Genomic DNA, 19,317 nt, shown 5'->3' with positions numbered 1-19,317 from the left:
ACGGGTGTCTCCGCCTCACTCGTCGTGTTCAGCTGGTCGCGGGTGCGATCCGTAGGGGCACCGGGTCGGCGCGGGCGTCCTCCTCGTCGAGGCGGGCCACCTCCGCCCACCAGGACGCGCCATCCTCGATGTGCCGCAGCATGATTCCCTCGCGGATCGCCCACGGGCAGACCGTGACCGTTCTGAGGCCGGTCAGCTTCATCGCCGTGTGCGCCACGACCGCGCCGGCCAGGCTCTGTTCGGCGCGCGGCGCGGAGATGCCGGGGAGCAGGGCGCGTTCGGTGACGGGCAGCGCGGCCAGGCGGCCGACGGCCTCGCGCAGGGCGGAGCGCTCCAACCGCCGTTCCACGAACGGCCCGTGGCGTCCGGGTGCCGCCCCGCACAGGCGGCCGAGCTGCTGGAACGTGCGCGAGGTGACCGCCGCCGTGCGCGGTCCCTCCCAGCGGATCCGGGCCGCGACGTCGCGCAGTTGATGGCGGACCTTGCGGCGCAGCTCCCGTACCTGTGCCGCCGTCGGCGGGTCCTCGCCGGTGAAGAACTCATGGGTCAGCCGGGCCGCGCCGAGCGGCAGTGACGCCACGAAGTCGGGCAACCGGCCGCGCCCGAAGGCCACTTCGAGTGAGCCGCCGCCGATGTCCAGCAGCGCGAGCGGCCCCGACCGCCAGCCCATCCACCGTCGCGCGCCGAGAAACGTGAGCTCGGCCTCCAGCTCGCCGGGCAGCGTGCACAGGCTCACCCCGGTCCGTGTCCGCACCGTACGCAGTACGTCCTGTCGGTTCGGGGAGGCACGCACCACGGCGGTCGCGAAGGCCAAGGGAGCGCTCGCGCCCCATCTGTGCGCAGTGCGGTGCGCCGCCGCGACGGCGTCGGCCAACTGCCCGACGCACTCCTCGGGGATGGCCTCCCCGGGCCTGACCTGCTCCGACAGCCTCAGCCGCCACTTGGCGGTGTGTACCGGCAGCGGCACCCCGTCCGCCGCATCGGCCACTACGAGCCGCACCGTTTTCGACCCCACGTCCACCACGCTGATTCGCATGAATGCGGAAGTACCCGTTTCCTCGTGCAGCCAACGGGGTCAGCCACCGCGCGCCGTCGCCAATGACACAAGCGCCGCACTCCGGAGCCCGCATATTCCTTGACTGGAATATAACCGCCGAGGCATATTGGAGCCATGGCCGACGCCTCGCTCTGGACCGCCCTCGCCGATCCGCACCGACGGGCCATCGTCGCGCTGCTCCTGGAGCGGCCCCGGCCCGTCGGCGAGATCGTGGAGGCATGCGGGCTGAGCCAGCCGAGCACCTCCAAGCACCTGAAGGTGCTGAGGGAGGCGGGCCTGGTGCAGGTCAGGCAGGACGCGCAGCGCCGCGTCTACGCCCTGGATCCCGTGCCCATCGCCGAGCTCGACGCCTGGCTGGCCCCGTATCGAAGGCTGTGGAACACCAGCCTGGACAGGCTGGGCCGCCGCCTCGACGAGACGTCGGTCGACCCCGAGGAACCCACCACGAAGGACTGATCCACCATGACCGCCGACCTCACCGGCACCTTTCTGCCCCTGGAGGACGGCCGCCCGGCCGTCCGCTTCAGCCGAACCTACGACCATCCCGTCGAGCGCGTCTGGCAGTTCGTGACCGCCGCCGACGAACTCGCCCACTGGTTCCCCTCGCGCGCCGAGATCGAGCTGCGCCCCGGCGGCACCATCAAGTTCGGAGGCGACCCGAACATGGAGGACTCCACGGGCCGGGTGATCGCCGTCGACGCGCCCCGGCACCTGTCCTTCGAGTGGGGCGGCGACGAGGTCCACTTCGACCTGGAGGCTCTGGACGAGGGGCGCACCCGCTTCACGCTCACCAACGTCCTGGTCGCCGAGAACACCGCCGCCCGCAACGGCGCCGGCTGGGAGGTCTGCCTGGCCGCCCTCGACGCGCACGCGCGCGGCGAGCGTTTCGAGGGGCCGCACGCCGGGGCCGGTGCGCCCTGGAAGGAGTTCTACGACGGCTATGTGGCCGCAGGTCTGCCCTCCGGCGCTCCGGTCCCGGGCCTGGACGCCTGAGCGCGATCAGTCCGTCGTGTTCGTCGTGGCAGGCGCGCAACTGCTCCCGGCGCTCGGGATTCTCAGCTCCGTGAGGTAGTCGTCCACGGCGTCACGGGTGCAGTCGCTGCGGCCGTAGACACTGTGTCCGGCGCCTTCGTACGGCAGCAGGACGGTCTTCCCGCGGGTCTGGCGGTGCACGTTGGCCGCCCACGAGAAGTGGTTCGCCGGGTCGTGCCGCGCATGCAGCATGAGGATCCTGGGCGCGTCGGTGATGCGCAGGCGGTGCTGCGGGTTGTTCACCTCGCCGGGCCAGCCGATGCAGCCGGCCACCGCGGGATGCACGCGTGGTGTGCCGCGCATGTGCGGTGCGGCCCGCATCTCGGCCCGGGTCAGCCTGGCGTACTCCGGGTAGTCCTTCGCGCGGAAGCGCCAGTCCTGGCAGAAGACCGCGTAGAACGGTTCCGCTTGCGTCTGCTCGTCCGCGCCCGGCGGGGTCGACGGCCGGACCTGCCGAGGCTGCACGGATGGCTGCCGCTCGGGCGGTTCCTGCGCGTCGAGGCCCGCCACATAGGTGGCCAGTTCCTCCCGGTCCGGGCCGTAGAACATCCTGAAGACGTTGAACGTGATCTCGTGCGCGGTCAGGACCCGGTCCGGATGCTCCGGATCGCGGATCTCCCCCCGGTCCGCCCGGGCGAGCAGGCCGTCCCACACGCCCGTGACGTCACGGCCGTGCAGGGCGCAGGAGCTGGTGCGGTCGCACCACTTCACCCACTCCTGGAACGAGTCCTCGGCGGCGGCAGCGGAGGAGACGAGGAACTCCCGGGCGCCGAGGCTGTGGTCGATGTTCGCGGTGAGCGCCATGGACCGGATCCGGTCGCCGTACTCCTCCGCGTACTGCTCGCCGATCAAGGTGCCATAGGAGTGGCCGAAGTAGTTGATCTTCTTCTCGCCTAGTGCCCTGCGCAGCGCGTCCATGTCCCGGACGACGCTCAAGGTGTCTGCGTGGTCGAAGAGCGGACCGGTGTGCCGCCGGCAGTCCTCGCGCAACGCGCGGTTGTGATCGGCGAGCCGATCGAACTCCGCCTGGTTGCGGGGGTAGACCGACGGTTGTCGGCGCAGCAGTTCGGTGGAGCACATCACCGGGTGGCTGCGGCCGACGCCCCGCGGGTCGAACCCGACGATGTCGAACCTCTCCTGGATGCCCGGACTGAAGTGGGACTTGGCCTCGTCCACGGCGAAGTCCACACCCGAAGCGCCCGGTCCGCCCGGGTTGACCAGCAGCACGCCGACCCGGCGGGCCGGATCGGTGGCCTTGCGGCGGGCCACCGCGAGATCGAACGTCTCGCCCGACGGTCGGGCCCAGTCGACCGGCAGGCGCAGCGTTCCGCATTCCGCCGTGGCGTCCTCGGGACACGGTTTCCAGCCGATCGCCTGCTGCTTCGTCGACTTCGTGCCGGGCGGCTCGGGTTGCGCCGCCGCCACGCTCGGCGTCGACGCTCCGGTGAGCGATCCGGCGAGTAATCCGGCGGCGAGCACTCCGGTGAGCCCTCTGATTCGTGGGTGCATGAAGTCCTTCCAAGGGTCCTGCGAACGGATCACGGGAATGCCCGCATGATCGAACGTGGCAGTGATCCACTCGGGGTCACAACCGTTCAGGACAGGAATCAGGGAAGGCACCGGGGCGTGGTCGGGGTCGTGTGGGGGAGATGCCTCAGGGGTTGCCGACCGAACCCCTGAGACCGCCCCGGACTTGCTACGGCTCCGGCCCGACCCACGGATCACGCCATCTGGCGCCGAACCAGCTCGTGCAGCCGCCCGTGCGTGTCCGCCAGCAGTTGCGCGGGCGGGCCCTGCTGGGCGACCTTGCCGTCCTCCATCACGATCACACGGTCGGCGTCCAGCACCGTGGACAGACGGTGCGCGATGACGATGCGGGTGGCGTTGAGGGCCTTGGTGCTCTCGATGACCGTGCGCTGCGTCTCGTTGTCGAGGGCGCTGGTCGCCTCGTCGAAGAAGAGGATGCGTGGGCGGCGGATCAGGGCCTGGGCGATCATCAGACGCTGCCGCTGCCCGCCGGAGATCGCGCCGCTGCCCGACACGATGGTGTGCAGCCCCATCGGCATCCGCTTGATGTCCTCCGCGAGCCCCGCCATCTCGGCCGCCGCCATCGCCTCCTCCGGCGTGTACGGCTCCGTACCGCAGATGACGTCCAGGATGGACCCGGTGAACGGCTGCGCGTGCTGGAGCACGACCCCGCACTGCCGTCGTACGGCCGACTGGTCGAGCGCCGCCAGGTCCTGACCGTCGTACAGCACACTGCCCGAGACCGGCTTGTCGAAGCCGATCAGCAGCCTGAGCAGCGTCGACTTGCCGCAACCGCTGGGGCCGACGATCGCCACGAACTCGCCCGACCGCACGTCGAACGAGACGTCGTCGAGGACGAGGGGGCCGTCGTCCGAGTACCGGAAGGACAGGCGGCGCGCCTCGATCGCACCGGTCAGCGGGCCCGGCCGGGTGCTCGCCGTGCGCACCTCGGGCGTAGCCTCGAGCACCGGCTTGATCTCCTCGAACAGCGGCAGCGCGGCCACCGCCGAGACGAACGCTCCGGTCAGCTGGGTGACCGAGGTCAGCAGCATCGTCACCGAGGTGTTGAAGGTGAGGAACGCCGCCGCCGACATCGAGCCGCGCGCCGGACCGGCGAGCAGCATGAACATCAGCAGCGTGCACAGCGGCAGATACACCGCACCCAGCACCGTGGTGAGGTTCTTGATCCGCCCCACCTTCTGCTGGAGCTCCCGGCTGCGCGCGAACTGGTCCGCCCACGCCCCGTAGGCGTAGTTCTCGGCCGCCGCAACACGCAGCTTCGGCAGCCCGCGCAGCGTCTGGAACGCCTGGTTGTTCAGCTTGTTGCTCAGCACCACCAGCCGCCGCTGCCAGCGCACCTGCCACAGCCCGAGCCCCAGGAACACCCCCGCGATGACGACGAGCATGCCGATCGCCGCCAGCGCCATCGGCACGCTGTACCAGAACAGCAGCGACAGGTTCATCGCGCCGACCGTCACCGACTGCGCGACGACCGGGCCGACCCCGGCCATCAGGCGGCGGATCGAGCTGATGCCCATGGCCTGGCTCGCCAGCTCACCGGTCGAGCGCTCGGTGAAGAACTTCGTCGGCAGCCGCAGCAGCCGGTCCCACAGGGCCGGTTGAAGCGTCGCCTCGATACGGCCCTCCAGGCGCAGGATCGTCATGTTCTGCAACAGCATGAACGCCGCGGCCACGACACTGCTGATCATCACGGCCAGACAGAACTGCACGATCAGATCGGTCTGCGCCTTCGGCACGAACTCGCCGAGCACCTTGCCCGTCGCGACCGGCACCAGCGCACCGATCGCGACCGTGACCAGGCCGCTGATCAGGAGGTTCGTCAGATCGCCGCCCGTGCCACGCATGCTGAACCGCAGCAGCCGCAGCGGGCTCAACGCGCGATCGGGCAGCGGCCGGTAGAACATCACCGCACGCGGCTCGAACTCCTCCGCGTTGGCCTTCTCGATCGGTGTCTCACGGCCGGTCGCCGGATGCACGGAGACATAGCCGCCGCGCCGCCACAGCAGCGCCACCGGCGCACCCGACAGTGCCCGGTGACCCACCAGCGGGCCCACGTTGTCCCGCCACCAGGGCCCGTCCAGCCGTACGGCCCGGGTGCGCACGCGCGACGCGATGGCCACCCGCTCGACCGGGTCGAGCCGGTCGCTCTCGGTGCCGCTCTGCGCGGGCTCGGCCAACGTGATCCCGGCCGCCTGCGCGACCAGCTTGCAGGCCGCGTAGCTGGCGTCCGCGTCGGCGGCCGTCGTGCGCTTGTCGCTGCGCTTGCCGATCGACGCCAGCAGCGTCCGGTCGGCCTGGGCGCGTACCGCCTCGCCGGCCTTGATGCCCTCCGCCGTGCGCGACTCGTGAGTGCGCTCCACCTGCTCGATCCAGCGGTCCAGCGTGGTCAGCAGGCGGTACTGCTGGTCGACCATGGACTGCCAGACCGCCGGGTCCATCAGCAGATCGGCGGCGGCCTCGGCGCCGTACAGCGAGCCGTACTGCACACTGCCCGGCGGCACCTGCATCCAGAAGACGTCGTCGTCGGTGACCTCGGCCGCCCGTTCGGTGGCCATGGGTGCCTGGAAGAGGATGGTGAGGCTGCGTCCGACGCCCAGGGCGAGGGCGTACTCCAGCGGGCTCGTCTGCGGCGGGACGTACTGCGGGTTGCCGTACTCGTCGTAGGACCAGGTCTGCGTGTGCGCGGGCTGGTGCAGCTCGCGCAGCCCGATGCGGTGCACGACGCAGTCCCTGAGCGGGCGGGCCACCAGGGTGTGCTGCGGTCCCGGGACCGGGCCGAGCAACAGGGAGCCCGCCTCCAGGCGGCCGAGGTGGTGCCAGTGGCCCTGCTGCCCGGCGTCGACCGCGAACAGGTCGACGGCGCCGGACGCGACCAGCCACAGCACCTGCGGGCCTTCGAGGTCGAGTCGGTTGTGCCCGGCGCAGTCGATGCGCGTGCCCATCTGCCCGAGCGCGTTGAGAACGAGGTCACCCTCGTGGACGGAGGTCATCTCACCGCTCCTTGACCAGTGCCGCGTACGCGCCGCCGCGTGCCACCAGGTCCTCGTGCCGGCCGCGTTCCACGATCGCGCCGTGCTGGAGTACGACGATCTCGTCGCTGTCGCGCACGGTGCTGAGCCGGTGCGCGATCACCACACAGGCACAGCCGCGCTTGCGCAGGTTGTCCATCACGATCTGTTCGGTCTCGGCGTCCAGCGCGCTCGTCACCTCGTCCAGCACCAGGATGCTCGGCCTGCGCACCAGCGCCCGCGCGATCTCCAGGCGCTGGCGCTGCCCGCCGGAGAAGTTGCGGCCGTCCTGCTCGACCCTGCTCTGGATGCCGCCCGGGCGGCGCATGACCACGTCGTACAGCGCCGCGTCGCGCAGCGCGTCCACCACCGCCTCGTCCGGGATCGACGGGTCCCACAGCGCCACGTTGTCGCGGACCGTGCCCTCGAACAGGAAGACCTCCTGGTCGACGAAGGACACGGAGGCCGCGAGCGCGCCGCGCGGGATGTCCTCGATGCGCTGGTCGTCGATGCGGATGACGCCCTCCCACGGGGCGTACAGACCCGATATGAGGCGGGACACCGTCGACTTGCCGCTGCCGGAGCCGCCGACCAGGGCCACCTGCCGTCCGGGGCCGACGGTCAGGTCGAAGCCGGTGAGCAGGGGCTTGTCGAGCGGGCTGTAGCCGAAGGTGATGTTCTGGAGCTCGACGTGGCCGTGCAGCCGGCGTGTCGAATCGCCCGCGCCGGGGCGGCCGTAGAGCGGGTCCGCCTCGAAGTTCTCCACGTCCTTGAGCCGGGCCACGTCGGCGGCGAAGTCCTGGATGCGGCCCGCGACGCCGTTCAGGCGGGTGATCGGGGCGGTGAAGCGGGTGACCAGGGCCTGGAAGGCGACCAGCAAACCGACGGATATGCCTCCCTCGATCGCCCGCATGCCGCCGATCCAGAGGATGAGCGCGCTGTTGAGCGTGGCGAGCGTGGGGGCCACCACGCCCAGCCAGGCGCTCGGCACGCCGAGGCGCTGCTGCTCCTCCAGCGTGGTGGCGTGCTGTCCGGCCCACTTGCGGAAATAGCCGTCCTCGCCGCCGGTCGCCTTCATCGTCTCGATCAGCTGAAGGCCGGTGTACGCGGTGTTGGTGAGCCGGGCGCTGTCCGCGCGCAGCTTGGCCGTACGGGTCGCGCGCAGGCGGATGACGACGCGCATGGCGACGACGTTCAGGAGGGCGACGCCGATGCCGACGAAGGTGAGCTGGGGATCGTAGGTATAGAGGAGGATCGCGTAGAGGATGACGACCACCGCGTCCACGCCCGCCGCCGCGAGGTCACGGGCCAGCGTCTCGGACACCGCGTCGTTCGACTGGAGCCGCTGCACCAGGTCGGCCGGGCTGCGCTGGGAGAAGAAGGTCACCGGCAGCCGCAGCAGATGGCGCAGGAAGCGGGCGCTGGACAGGGTGGAGGAGATGATCCGGCCGCGCAGCAGGTTCGCCTGTTGCAGCCAGGTCAGCACCACGGTGAACGCGACACAGGTCCCCATCGACGCGAACAGCACGCCCAGCAGGGAGGTCTGGCCGCCGATGAGGAACATGTCGATGTAGGTGCGGCTCAGCGCGGGCACCGCCGCGCCGACCACGACCAGGAGGAGGCTCGCCAGCACCGCGGCGGGCATCGTTCCCGCGGTGCCGCGCAGCCGGGCCGGCATCGCGCCGAGCACGCCCGGCTTGCGCCCGCCCTTGCTGAAGCTCTCGCCGGGCTCCATGACCAGGACGACACCGGTGAAGCTGCCGTCGAAGTCCTCCATGGGCACGAAGCGGCGGCCCTTGGCGGGGTCGTTGATGTACACGCCCCGGCGGCCGAAGCGGCGGCCCATGCCGTCGTAGACGACGTAGTGGTTGAACTCCCAGAACAGGATGGCCGGCGTCTTCACCTCGGCGAGGGCGGCCGTGTCCATCTGCATGCCCTTGGCCGTCAGCCCGTAGCTGCGGGCCGCCTTCAGGAGGTTGCTGGCGCGCGACCCGTCGCGGGAGACACCGCACGCTATGCGCAGTTCCTCCAGCGGGACATGGCGGCCGTAGTGGCCCAGCACCATCGCGAGGGAGGCGGCGCCGCACTCCACGGCCTCCATCTGGAGCACGGTGGGCGTGCGGACGGTCTTCGACTTTCCCTTGGGCACGGGGCGCTTCGGCGGTGCGGCGCGGCGCCTGCTGCGCGTCTCCTGTGCGGCGCTCACGGCAGCAGCCAATCGACGGGACGCTCGTCGGCCAGCCGGATCGAGGCGTCGGCCATGGTCATGGAGGTGAGGGAGAAGGGCGGGCCGTCCGCTGACGACCACTTGTAGCCGCTCTCGGTGCTCGACTTCTCGTCCAGCTTCACCAGTACCGCGACCGGCCTGCCGTCCTTGGTGAACTGCTCGCCGAGCTGGTTGTCCCCGAGGAACGCGGCGATCTGCTGCGCCGACTGCACGGAACGGTCGACCGACTTCACATGGCCGCGCAGGACGCCGTACTCCTGGGTGGGCACCGACTGGACGGTGAGGTCCACGGCAGCCTTGTCGGGGATGGACGCCGCGTTCTCGGCGGGAACGTACACCGTCGCGTACAGCGGGTCCTTGGTGCGGGCGACCTTCTCCACGGCGGCCACGTTCGCGCCGGTCTGGATGATCTGCCCGATGGTGGCGGCGAGCCCGGTGACCCGGCCCGCTGCGACCGTACGGACGACCGTCTCGCCCTCGGCCGTACGGACCTTCAGGACGGGGGAGTTGGCCGGCAGCCGCTGGCCCTGCTTGGCGAGGACCGCGGTGACCTGGCCGGCGACCGGGCTCTGCAGGATGTAGCTGCCCTGTCCGTGGGTGAGGATGGCGGGCGCGCCGACGGTGGAGGCGACCGAACCGGTCACCGCCCACACGGACGCGGCGGCCATGACGACCACGGTCACGGAGAGGACCAGCCAGCCCTGCGGGCGGGCGAAGCGCACCGGAAGGTCGAGCTCCTCCGGTGACTGGAGCTTGGCGAGGGCCTGTTGGCGGAACTGCACGGAACTTTCCCTCACCTGAGGATGAGTGGAGACCGGCGCGCGTGGGCCGGTCGTGGTGCGGACGGTGCCCGTCTGTTTTCAGGCACCCAAGAGTCCCGGAGCCGGGGAATGGCTCCGGGACTCAGAGGTATGAAAGGTGCGATCAGAGACCGGCAACCAGACCCGAGACCGGGGCGGTGTTCAGGCCGGTGACACCCTCCACGGTGCCGACGGCCGTGTCGACCAGGCCGGAAACCGGGGCGATGCCGTTGACAGCGTCGAGGGCACCGTTCACGGCGTTGACCTGCAGGCCGCCGGAGACGTTGTCGAGCTCGGCGTCGGAGATCTCGACGGTCGCAACCTGGGGGGTGGAGTTCATGATGGAACTTCCCTTCCTAATGGATATCTCACAAGGGGGAGCGGCCCCCTCTGGGGACAGATGACGGCCGCGACCGCAGGCGTCCGGCGCCCGTTTCCGGGAGCCGCTCACGACCCCTGCGGTGCGATGGATCAAAGCACGCTGTGGCCACGGGCTTCCAATCAAACTTCGGCCTCACCAGGGCACTTTGATCTCGGCGGCATCGATCCGTGCAGAAGTGCCCACGCCTTGTCGGCGACTTCTTCACATGCGTCACAGCATCGGCTCGGGCGAGCTGTTGCATCGCCTCGGAGGGGAGACGCGAAGGTGGCGGCGAATCCGACACTCCGGCCTCAAGGGGGTGACCGCCGGTAGCGCCCCTGTGCAGAACCTCGGCCCACGGTGACTTCGTTGAGTATTGAATGTGTAGATTCGCTGAAGCATGGATTCCGCTCCACTTTCTCAACCGACCGTTACTGATCGGTAGCGGATCGTGTCGGCTCGGGGTCGGCCCGGGGTCGGGTCGGGTCAGCCCAGAAGCGCGTACACCGTGCTCGCCCGGGCCGCGATGTCCCCCGACCCCTCGTCGGTCATCGCGATGTCGGCGAACGCCATGCGACGGCCGAGTTTGGTGACGACCGCTTCGATCAGGACATCCGAACCGATCACCGCGCGCTGAAATGACGTCGACTGCTGCACCGTCGTCATCGGCCCGTACGCCCCGCGCGCCGCCGACACGGCGATCACGGTGGCGGTGTCGGCGGCGGCCATCAGCGCCTGGCCCGACAGGGCGCCGCCCTCCCGGGCCAGCCCGTCCGACCAGGGCAGGCGCAGGACCGCGCGGTGGCCCTCCACCGCCTCGACCGACAGGCCCAGTTCGAGGACCCAGGGGGCGAAGTTGGCGGAGAGGATCTTGTCGGCTTCAGCGGTGGTCATCGTCATATGGGGGATTGTTCCCGCCGCCGGACCGGGAGGTGCGGTCCTTGGCCGATTCGGTGTTGCGAACGCGACGCACTGAAACGGAATTGAACGCCCCGTGCGGCCCGTGCGTACCAACTGCCAACCAGGCGCCCCGAAAAGCTGCCGCACAAGGCGGCACAGACCCCGTCCCCCAGGAGGTCGAGAAGTTTGAGTCACAAGCGAATTCCGAAGCGCAAGGCCGCGATAGCAGCGGGCAGCGTGGTGGCGCTCGGAGCGGCCGCGATCCTGCTGCCCAACGCCAACGCGTCGCAGGACGCCGCGACGGACAGCGCCGCCGCTCCCAAGACCCTGAAGGCGGGGGACGCGTCGGATCTCGCCTCGCAGCTCGCGGGAATGCTGGGCGACGCCTTCGCCGGTTCGTACTACGACGCCGAGAGCCAGCAGCTCGTCGTCAATGTCGTCCCCGGCGACAACAACAACGTGATCGTCCAGGCGAAGAAGGCCGGCGCGAAGGTCCGCGAGGTCGAGAACAGCCTGAACGAGCTCGCGTCCGGCGCGCAGACCCTGAAGTCCGAGGCGACCATCCCGGGCACGGCATGGTCGGTCGACCCCAGAACGAACAAGATCCTCGTCACCGCCGACAGCACCGTCACCGGCGACAACTGGGACCAGCTGGAGTCGACCGTCGACGGCCTCGGCTCCAGCATGGCGACCATCAAGAAGTCGGCCGGCACCTTCAAGACGTTCCTCTCCGGCGGCGACGCCATCTTCGCCGGCGGCTCACGCTGCTCCGCGGGCTTCAACGTCACCGCGGGCGACGGCACCCCCGCCTTCCTGACCGCCGGTCACTGCTCCCTCGGCGGCAACGAGTGGTCGGACACCGAGGGCGGCCAGCCGATCGCCACCGTCGATCAGTCCACCTTCCCCGGCGACGGCGACTTCGCGCTCGTGAAGTACGACGACCCGGCGACCGAGGCGCCCAGCGAGGTCAACGTCGGCGACCAGGCCGTCCCGATCAGCCAGGCGGCGGACGCCGAGGTGGGACTCCAGGTCTTCCGGATGGGCAGCACCACCGGACTGAACGACGGTCAGGTCCTCGGACTCGACGCGACCGTCAACTACCCGGAGGGCACCGTCACCGGGCTCATCCAGACCGACGTCTGCGCCGAGCCCGGCGACAGCGGCGGCTCCCTGTTCACCCAGGACGGCCTGGCGATCGGCCTGACCTCCGGCGGCAGCGGTGACTGCACGGTCGGCGGCGAGACCTTCTTCCAGCCGGTGACCACCGCCCTGGAGGCGGTCGGCGCGACCCTCGGCGGTGACGCCGCGGGCGGCGGCGCGGGTGCCGGTGACGAAGCCGGTGCTGGTGAAGAGGCCGGTGCTGGTGAAGAGGCCGGCGCGGGCGAGGAAGCGGGCGCGGGCGAGGAAGCCGGTGCTGGTGAAGAGGCCGGTGCAGGCGAGGAGGCCGGTGCGGGCGAGGAAGCCGGTGCTGGTGAAGAGGTCGGCGGCGGCAACGCCGACGGCACGGGCAACGGCCTCGGCGAGATCGTCGGAAACGGCGTCGGGAACTGACGCCCTGACACCGGCACACGGATCCGAGTGATCCGGACGACAACGCGGTCCGGCCCTCCGGCGGGAGGGTCGGACCGCTGTCGTGTCCAAAGACGTCAGCCGCGCGCCCGCAACAACAGCAGCGCCACGTCGTCGACACGCTCGTGCCTGGACGCGCTGTGCTGCACCAGCAGATCGGCGAGTTCGTCCAAGGGCAGCTCCCCGGCCTCGGCGAGCAACTGGCCGAGCTCGGCGAGCGCGTCCTCGATGTCGACGCCGGGGGACTCGATCAGCCCGTCCGTATAGAGGACCAGCACACAGCCGGGCGTGAGCTCGACCTCCGTCGTCGGATACGTGGGCGAGCCGTCGATGCCCAGCAGCGGGCCCCCCGCGAGGTCGAGCACCCGCACGCGTCCGTCCGGCCGTCGCAGCAGCGGGGGCGGATGCCCGGCACGGGCCATCACCGCCCGCCCGTGTTCCGGATCGAGGCGCAGATACAGACAGCTGGCGAACAGGTCCGAGCCGAGGTCGAGCAGCAGCCGGTTGGTGCTGCGCATGACCTCCTCCGGGGCCTGACCGACGGTCGTGTACGCCCGTACGGCGGTGCGGATCTGGCCCATCAGGCCGGCCGCGGTGACGTTGTGCCCCTGCACGTCCCCGATCACCGCCGCGGTCAGGCCGTCTTCCGTCGGCACCAGGTCGTAGAAGTCCCCGCCGATCTCCATGCCCTGGGTGGCGGGCAGATAGCGCGCGGCCGCTTCGACGCCCGGCAGCGGAGGCAGCGAGTGCGGGAGCAGCGCGGCCTGCAGTCCGTGTGCCAGCTGGTGCTTGACGTCGTAGAGCAGAGCGCGCTCCAGCGCCTGCGCGATGAGCCCGCCCAGGCTGGTCAGGACCGCCCGCTCGTCCGCCGGGAAGGGATGCCGCTCCGAGTAGGCGAGCACACAGGTGCCCACCGGCCGCCCCGAGGCGATCAGCGGCAGATACGCCCAGGCCGCGAAGCCGTCGGGCGTCGAGTGCCGCGTCGGATACAGGCGCTCCAGCTCCTGCTGGGAGTCGAAGAACGCGGGCACGCCCGAGGTCAGGGCGTGCGTGCCGGGGGTCTGCTCGGTCAGCGGCAGACCGTCGAAGCGCTCCACGATCTGCGGATCCGGATAGCCGCGGTGACCGAGCACGTGCAGCCGGCCCGCCCGCGACCCCAGGACGACCAGCGCCTGGCTGCCGACGGCCGGGACGATCTCGTCCGCGACCAGCTGCACCACGTCCTGCACACCCGCCGCCTCGGTGAGCGCGCCCGCCAGGCTCAGCACCTGGGAGATGGTCACCAGCCGGCCCGGCGCGTCGTCCTGCCGCGGCCCGCTGCGGCCCATCTCCGCCACCGCGCGGGCCCTGCTGATGCGCACGCTCAGACCGGTCGTGCTCGGATACATACGGAACGACAGCCAGTCGCCGGGCGGGCGCAACGCCAGGAAGGACGTGGTGTGCTGGCTCATCAGCGCGGCCCGGTAGCGGTCCTCGTACACGGGGTCGTTCAGCCAGGGCACGGACGCCCACAGCTGGTTGCCCAGCAGGCGGTTGACCGGGACGCCGATCAGCTCGGCCGCCGCGGGGTTGGCGAAGCTGACCCGGCCGTGCAGATCGAGCGAGCACAGCCCGTACGGCAGCCGCGCCACCATGCGTGCCGCCTCCACCGTGCCGAGCGTGCCGGCGGCGCCGCTGAACGCCGGACCGGCGAGCAGATCGGGTTCCGGGAGCGGCGGAAGGCTCTCCTCCAGAGCGCGTTCCAGCCGCACCGCGAGCCGTCGGCAGGCGGCGGTGAGATGGTCGCGCTCCCGCTCCGACAGCTCCGGGGGGTGTGCACCGGGCCAGGTCACGAAGATCGCGCCGTAGGCGGTGGTCTCGGTGGCCACGGGCAGCGCGGCCAGCGCGAACGGATACGGCAGCACGACGGCGATCCGCGGATAGCGGGCCGCCATGTCCTCCTCGCCCTTGACCCAGACGAGCCGCCGCTCACGCACGGCCTCCGCGACCGGGATCGGCGCGCTCAGCCCGACCCGCTCCCAGGGCGCCGCGAACGCCCGGGGCAGACCGGCCATCACCGCCATCTCCAGCACGGGCTCGTCGGCCGCCAGCAGATACACCGCACCGGAGTGCGCGTGCACCTCGTCCAGCATCGAGGCAAGCGCCAGCGACAGGAGCGGCCGGCCGACCCGCGTCCGCGCGGCCACCGGCGCCTGGGCGGACGTCTGCCCGTCGGACACGCCGACCACCTCCTCCGCAGGGCCGCGCGACGGGTCCCAGGGCTTCAAATCTCCCTCCTCACGGCCCGACGCGCACGGCGAGCGGCGCCGCGTACCCCCTGGCCGTCGGCCCATGCCCCCACAGTCGATGCGCGACCCCGGCGTACGGGCGCCTCGCGTGCGCCCCCGCGCACCCTGATGGCCGGATCTTCGCGCCCGCAGACGGTCACGGACGCCAACAATGGGGCACGCGCTCAACACCATGAGAGCGACGAACGGCGGGGTGGAGGGGCGGCAGTGATCCGGGTCCTTGTGGTGCATGACGCGTGTCTGGTGCGATCGGTGCTGGCGGAGTGGCTGCGCAGGGAACCAGGCCTGGAGGTGTACGACGCCCCTTGGCGCAGCGCGCCCGCACGCGCGCGTTCCGTCCGGCCGGACGTGTGCGCGGTGGACCTGGAGTGCACGGACTCGTACGGCATACCGCCGCTCGGCGAGCTGCGCGTACGCGACGTGGGCCGGACCCCGCCGCACCTGCTGGTGCTGGCGAGCGCTCACCGGCCGGGGCTGCTGAAGCGGGCCCTGGAGGCGGGGGCGCTCGGGTACGTCGACAAGGAGGGCTCGCCGGACCGGCTGGTGCGCGGAATCCGGCGCGTCGCCGAGGGGGAACGTTTCGTCGACGATTCGCTGGGCTTTGCATTCCTCAAGGCCGCCGAGATGCCGCTGACCCGGCGTGAGCTCAGCGTGTTATCCCTCGCGGCGGAGGGAGCCTCCGTCGCGGAGATCGCCGGGAGCCTGCACCTGTCCCACGGGACGGTGCGCAACTACATGGCGGCCATCACCCGCAAGACCGGGGCCCGCAACCGCATCGACGCGATCCGGATATCCCAGGGCGAGGGCTGGCTCTGACCGCTGCCGCGACACGGGCGTCCAGCCGCCGACGAGTTCGCGATAGCGCGCCGAGCGCCGTACGAGCTCGTCGTGTGTCCCGTACGCCGTGTCGCGGCCGTCCATCATCAGGACGCGGTCGGCGCGGCGGGCCGAGCTGATCCGGTGGGCGACGACGACCAGCGTGCCGCCGGGGCGGGCCGCGAAGGCCCGCTCCGCGCGTTCCTCGGCCCGCGCATCGAGATGACAGGTCGCCTCGTCGAGCAGCGCGAGCGGGGCGTAGGACAGGTGAGCCCGGGTCAGCGCGATCAACTGCCGCTCCCCGGCGGACAGCGCCCCGGGATCCACCCGGCCCTCCGGCCCGCCCAGCGTGTCGAGCAGCGGCGCCAGCCCGACCGCCTCGGCGGCGGCGAGCAACTCCGCGTCGGAGACCGGGTCGGGCCGCAGCAGGGCGAGGTTCTCGGCGAGGGTGCCGGTGAACACGTACGCCTCCTGCGGAATGAGCACCCGCCGCGCGAGCGCGCCCGGCCCCGGCACCGCCTCCCCGCACACCCGGATCGTGCCGCACCGGGGCTCCAGCAGCCCGGCCACCAGCGCCGTCAGGGTGGACTTCCCGATCCCGCTCGGCCCGACGACGGCCAGGTGGGAGCCGGACGGGAGGGTGAGGTCGAGGTCGTCGATCACGGGGAGTGCGGTGGGGCCGTAGGCGAAGGTGACGGAGGTGAGGCTGAGGGCCGGGGCGTGGGTGCGTGGCGGAGAGGGCGGCAGCTGCGGGGTGTCGGTGTGGGGCGTGGTCGAGGCGTGGGCCTCGGTGGTGACGGGTGTGTCGCCCCCGGCCGTGTCCGACCCGCCCTCCTCCGGCACCAGCCGCCGAATCACCACCGCCAGCCGCGACCCGCTCGTGCCCAGACCGTGGACCAGGTTGTGCAGAGCGGGGAGCAGGGACTGGGTGACGTAGGCGAGAGCGCCGACCAGGGCGCCGGTGGTGACACCGTGGCGGAGGAGCCAGGGCGCGGTGGCGAGGAGCAGCGCGATCGGGAGCTGTCCGCCGAGGGCGAGGGCGGCCACGCGGAGCACACCGAAGCGGGCGAGGGAACGGGCGGCCCGCAGCTCGGCGTCCACGCGTTCCCCGGCGTCGGCGGCGACCCGATCCTCCGCGCCGGCCGCCGTGATGTCCCGCAGCCCGGGGCAGACGGCGCCGAGCCGGTCGGCCAGGGCCTCGTCGGCGGAGAGGAAGACCTCCTGTCTGCGGGCCAGCGGCCGCAGGGTCGCCGCGAACAGGCCCACCCCCGCGGCCAGCGGCGGCAGGACGACGAGCAGCAGCAGCGGGGCCAGCGAGAACAGGCCGGCCAGTGCGCCGACCGCGGTGAACACGAACGACCGCGACACCATGACCAGGCCCGCGAAGGTGTCCCGCGCGATCTCCACCTGCTGGGTGAGCCCGGACAGCGCCCCGCGGTCCGCCTCCCGCACCCCGCGCTCGACCACCCGCGTCACGAGCCGGTCCCTCAGCGGCTCGACCAGCGCCGCGACCGCCCCGTACACACGAGCCGTGCCGTACGCGCCGACGACGACCCCGAGACCGGCGACGGCGAGCCACCCGAGCCCGACCTCCGTACGGCCCCGGAGGAACCCGTCGTCCAGGGCGCGGGCCGGGGCGTATCCGATCAGGAAACTCTGACCCGTCTCCAGCACCGACCAGAGGGCCAGCCGTACGAGGACGGGCCATCGGGCCAGCAGGAAGGGCACCGCGCGCGGGTGCGGCCCGCGGGTCACGCCGACCCCTCCCCGGCGAAAGCCTCCCGGTACTCCGCGATCCCCCACAGCTCCTCGTGCCGCCCCACGGCACGCACCCGCCCGCCGTCCAGCCAGGCCACCGCGTCCGCGCGGGCCGCCGTCGCCGCACGGTGGGCGACCAGGAGGCGGGTGGCGGACGAACCGCCGGTCAGGGCCTCGGTGATGCGGGCCTCCGTCACGGTGTCGAGGCTGGACAGCGCGTCGTCGAGGATCAGCAGGCGGCCGTCGTGGGCGAATGCCCGGGCGAGTCCGAGGCGCTGGGACTCGCCGCCGGAGCGCGGGGCGTCGGCAAGTGCGGTGCCGTAGCCGTGGGGCAGGCGGCGGATGAAGTCGTCCGCGTGGGCCGTACGGGCGGCCTCCCGGATGCGGGTGGGGGAGGGGGCCGGCAGGCCCAGGCCGATCGCGTCCTCGACGGTGCCGCCCAGCAGGACAGGGCGTTCGAAGGCGTGGGCCACGGCGCGGCGCAGGTCGTCGTGGGCCAGCTCGCGCACCGGCACTCCGTCGAGCAGGACTTCGCCGTCGTCCGGGTCGGCCAGGCGCCCGGCGATGGCGGCGAGCAGGGACTTGCCCGCGCCCGAACGCCCGACCACGGCCAGGGTGGTCCCGCCGGGGACGACCAGGTCGATCCCGTCCAGCACGGTGTGTCCGCCGCGCCGGGCGGTGACGCCGCGCAGCTCCAGGCGGCCGGGACCGGGAGGCAGGCGGCGCACGCCATGGGCGGGGGCGGGTTCGGCGACGACCTCGCCGAGGCGCCCGGCCGCCGCCCTGGCGCGGGCCAGGCTCGCGAGCTGCGCGACCAGCACGCCGACGCCGGTCGCCAGCACCGCGTAACGGGAGGCGGCGAGCATCTCGCCGACGGACAGCCGGTGCCGGGTGAGCAGGACGCCGGCTGCGGCGATGACACCGAGCTGCAGCAGCGGGGCCACGGTGACGGCCTGGGCGGCGGCCCGCCCCTGCACCCGCCACATGCGATGCCCCGCGCGGGAGAGTTCGGGCAGCGGCCGCAGGATCCGTGCCGTCTCCCGGTCCGTCGCACCCGCCGCGTGGATGGTGCGCCGGCCGTCGACGGCTTCGGCGAGTGCGGCGGCGATCCGGCCCTGTTCCTGCTGGTAGCGGGTCGTACAGCGGGAGGTGTCGCGGGCGAAGGTCCGCAGCAGGGCGGCCAGTACCGGCGCCCCGGCGAGGAACCCGGCCGCGAGCCACAGGTCGGTCAGGCCGAGGGCGACGATGCCGCCGACCGGCCCGGCGAGCGCGGCGAGCAGTGCGGCACGGGCGGCCGGTGCCGTGCCGGCCTGAGCGGCGTTGCCGACGAGCCGTGCGACCAGGTCACCGGCCCCGAAGCGGGCGTTGGCCCGCGGGCCGACGGCCAGGACATGGCCGGTCAGCCGCCGCCGCAGCCAGGCGGTGGTCCGGGCGTCGACGGTGCCGACGAGGACGCTCTGGCATCCGTCCAGCAGAGCGAGCAGCAGCACGAGTCCGGCGCAGCACAGCACCCAGCCCGTCGCCGGTGCTTGCGCCAAAAGGAGGTCCAGGGTCCGCCCGAGCGCGGCGGGCAGCAGCAGCCCGGCCCCGGTCGCGGCGAGGGTCACCAGGCACAGGGCCGCCGTACGGGCCCCGCTGTGCCGGGTGGCGGCGCGCAGCAGCGTGCCCGAAGCGTCGTCGGCAGGAGTCGTCGTACCCCTCATTCGGCTGCGGCCTCGCTCCCTCGTTGGGGCAAGGGCCCCGGGCGGTCCTCCCGTGAGGGAGGGAAACCGCCCGGGGCCGTGGTTGCGCGATGTCCGTCAGAGACAGAGCGTGATGCTGGCCTGGCTGGCGCACAGGAGCAGGCTGGCCACGCTGCCGCCGCCGGTGTACTCCTCGGTCTCCATCGTCTGCAGGTCGAGCAGTGCCATGTCGGGTCCTCTCCTTGGTGGGGACGGGGTTGTGTCACGACTC

Annotated in this window: 14 protein-coding genes and 1 pseudogene; 4 read left to right on the top strand and 11 right to left on the bottom strand. The window is 72.0% G+C overall.

The window, feature by feature from the left end; genetic code table 11:
- Window positions 1-28: 28 nt before the first annotated feature.
- The gene (locus OG331_RS08445; RefSeq protein ID WP_406193576.1) at window positions 29-1,036 is read right to left on the bottom strand and encodes a Ppx/GppA family phosphatase; all 1,008 of its coding nucleotides are present in this window, start codon (window positions 1,034-1,036) and stop codon (window positions 29-31) included.
- A gap of 135 nt (window positions 1,037-1,171) precedes the next feature.
- Between OG331_RS08445 and OG331_RS08440 the strand changes: the two genes are divergently transcribed.
- Together OG331_RS08440 and OG331_RS08435 are read left to right on the top strand one after the other, a co-directional pair.
- Complete coding sequence (locus OG331_RS08440) at window positions 1,172-1,513, top strand: ArsR/SmtB family transcription factor (RefSeq protein WP_406193574.1); 342 nt, start codon at window positions 1,172-1,174, stop codon at window positions 1,511-1,513.
- A gap of 6 nt (window positions 1,514-1,519) precedes the next feature.
- Window positions 1,520-2,050, top strand: a complete 531-nt coding sequence (locus tag OG331_RS08435; RefSeq protein WP_406193572.1) for an SRPBCC family protein — start codon at window positions 1,520-1,522, stop codon at window positions 2,048-2,050.
- A gap of 6 nt (window positions 2,051-2,056) precedes the next feature.
- Here the strand turns inward: OG331_RS08435 and OG331_RS08430 are convergent, their stop codons facing one another.
- The 6 genes from OG331_RS08430 to OG331_RS08405 all read right to left on the bottom strand — a co-directional run bounded on the left by OG331_RS08430 (window position 2,057) and on the right by OG331_RS08405 (window position 10,933).
- Window positions 2,057-3,598: an alpha/beta fold hydrolase gene (locus tag OG331_RS08430; RefSeq protein ID WP_406193570.1), complete on the bottom strand. Its 1,542-nt coding sequence runs from the start codon at window positions 3,596-3,598 to the stop codon at window positions 2,057-2,059.
- A gap of 212 nt (window positions 3,599-3,810) precedes the next feature.
- Entirely contained in the window at window positions 3,811-6,627 is a 2,817-nt protein-coding gene (locus tag OG331_RS08425) for an NHLP bacteriocin export ABC transporter permease/ATPase subunit (RefSeq protein ID WP_406193568.1), read from the bottom strand.
- Window position 6,628: 1 nt separating this feature from the next.
- Window positions 6,629-8,851 (bottom strand): NHLP family bacteriocin export ABC transporter peptidase/permease/ATPase subunit, encoded by a 2,223-nt coding sequence (locus OG331_RS08420; protein WP_406193566.1) that lies wholly within the window; start codon window positions 8,849-8,851, stop codon window positions 6,629-6,631.
- Window positions 8,848-9,654 carry an HlyD family efflux transporter periplasmic adaptor subunit gene (locus OG331_RS08415; RefSeq protein ID WP_406193564.1) on the bottom strand — a complete coding sequence of 269 codons (807 nt, stop codon included), beginning with the start codon at window positions 9,652-9,654 and terminating at the stop codon, window positions 8,848-8,850. Before OG331_RS08415 ends, OG331_RS08420 begins: the two co-directional genes overlap by 4 nt.
- Window positions 9,655-9,796: 142 nt before the next feature.
- Window positions 9,797-10,012, bottom strand: a complete 216-nt coding sequence (locus tag OG331_RS08410) for a type A2 lantipeptide (protein ID WP_384779591.1) — start codon at window positions 10,010-10,012, stop codon at window positions 9,797-9,799.
- 507 nt (window positions 10,013-10,519) lie between these two features.
- On the bottom strand, window positions 10,520-10,933 hold the full coding sequence (locus tag OG331_RS08405; RefSeq protein ID WP_406193562.1) for a PaaI family thioesterase: 414 nt from the start codon (window positions 10,931-10,933) through the stop codon (window positions 10,520-10,522).
- Window positions 10,934-11,119: 186 nt separating this feature from the next.
- Between OG331_RS08405 and OG331_RS08400 the strand changes: the two genes are divergently transcribed.
- On the top strand, window positions 11,120-12,484 hold the full coding sequence (locus OG331_RS08400; protein WP_406193560.1) for a S1 family peptidase: 1,365 nt from the start codon (window positions 11,120-11,122) through the stop codon (window positions 12,482-12,484).
- Between the two features lie 95 nt (window positions 12,485-12,579).
- On the opposite strand, the gene OG331_RS08395 is transcribed toward OG331_RS08400, so the two are convergent.
- Window positions 12,580-14,730: a SpoIIE family protein phosphatase gene (locus OG331_RS08395; RefSeq protein ID WP_406209843.1), complete on the bottom strand. Its 2,151-nt coding sequence runs from the start codon at window positions 14,728-14,730 to the stop codon at window positions 12,580-12,582.
- A 168-nt stretch (window positions 14,731-14,898) separates the two neighbouring features.
- On the opposite strand from OG331_RS08395, the pseudogene OG331_RS08390 reads away from it, so the two are divergent.
- A pseudogene (locus tag OG331_RS08390) lies at window positions 14,899-15,522 on the top strand (LuxR C-terminal-related transcriptional regulator); the annotation flags it as partial.
- On the opposite strand, the gene OG331_RS08385 reads toward OG331_RS08390, so the two are convergent.
- From OG331_RS08385 to OG331_RS08375, 3 genes are all read right to left on the bottom strand, one after another.
- Window positions 15,445-17,361 carry an ATP-binding cassette domain-containing protein gene (locus OG331_RS08385; RefSeq protein ID WP_406193558.1) on the bottom strand — a complete coding sequence of 639 codons (1,917 nt, stop codon included), beginning with the start codon at window positions 17,359-17,361 and terminating at the stop codon, window positions 15,445-15,447. The pseudogene OG331_RS08390 and the gene OG331_RS08385 overlap by 78 nt on opposite strands.
- Window positions 17,358-19,067, bottom strand: a complete 1,710-nt coding sequence (locus tag OG331_RS08380; protein ID WP_406193556.1) for an ABC transporter ATP-binding protein — start codon at window positions 19,065-19,067, stop codon at window positions 17,358-17,360. Before OG331_RS08380 ends, OG331_RS08385 begins: the two co-directional genes overlap by 4 nt.
- Window positions 19,068-19,163: 96 nt before the next feature.
- Window positions 19,164-19,274, bottom strand: a complete 111-nt coding sequence (locus tag OG331_RS08375; protein ID WP_048578973.1) for a SapB/AmfS family lanthipeptide — start codon at window positions 19,272-19,274, stop codon at window positions 19,164-19,166.
- Between the last annotated feature and the right edge of the window lie 43 nt (window positions 19,275-19,317).

The organism is Streptomyces sp. NBC_01017 (assembly GCF_045162795.1).
Classification (GTDB): Bacteria; Actinomycetota; Actinomycetes; order Streptomycetales; family Streptomycetaceae; genus Streptomyces; species Streptomyces machairae.
This window is presented reverse-complemented; position numbering and strand designations above follow the sequence as displayed.

What these genes read in the sequence shown, in the direction of transcription:
- OG331_RS08405 (WP_406193562.1), bottom strand. Translation starts at nt 10,933, where the DNA reads ATGACGATGACCACCGCTGAAGCCGACAAGATCCTCTCCGCCAACTTC.
- OG331_RS08425 (WP_406193568.1), bottom strand. Translation starts at nt 6,627, where the DNA reads ATGACCTCCGTCCACGAGGGTGACCTCGTTCTCAACGCGCTCGGGCAG.
- OG331_RS08445 (WP_406193576.1), bottom strand. Translation starts at nt 1,036, where the DNA reads ATGCGAATCAGCGTGGTGGACGTGGGGTCGAAAACGGTGCGGCTCGTA.
- OG331_RS08410 (WP_384779591.1), bottom strand. Translation starts at nt 10,012, where the DNA reads ATGAACTCCACCCCCCAGGTTGCGACCGTCGAGATCTCCGACGCCGAG.
- OG331_RS08430 (WP_406193570.1), bottom strand. Translation starts at nt 3,598, where the DNA reads ATGCACCCACGAATCAGAGGGCTCACCGGAGTGCTCGCCGCCGGATTA.
- OG331_RS08380 (WP_406193556.1), bottom strand. Translation starts at nt 19,067, where the DNA reads ATGAGGGGTACGACGACTCCTGCCGACGACGCTTCGGGCACGCTGCTG.
- OG331_RS08375 (WP_048578973.1), bottom strand. Translation starts at nt 19,274, where the DNA reads ATGGCACTGCTCGACCTGCAGACGATGGAGACCGAGGAGTACACCGGC.
- OG331_RS08435 (WP_406193572.1), top strand. Translation starts at nt 1,520, where the DNA reads ATGACCGCCGACCTCACCGGCACCTTTCTGCCCCTGGAGGACGGCCGC.
- OG331_RS08440 (WP_406193574.1), top strand. Translation starts at nt 1,172, where the DNA reads ATGGCCGACGCCTCGCTCTGGACCGCCCTCGCCGATCCGCACCGACGG.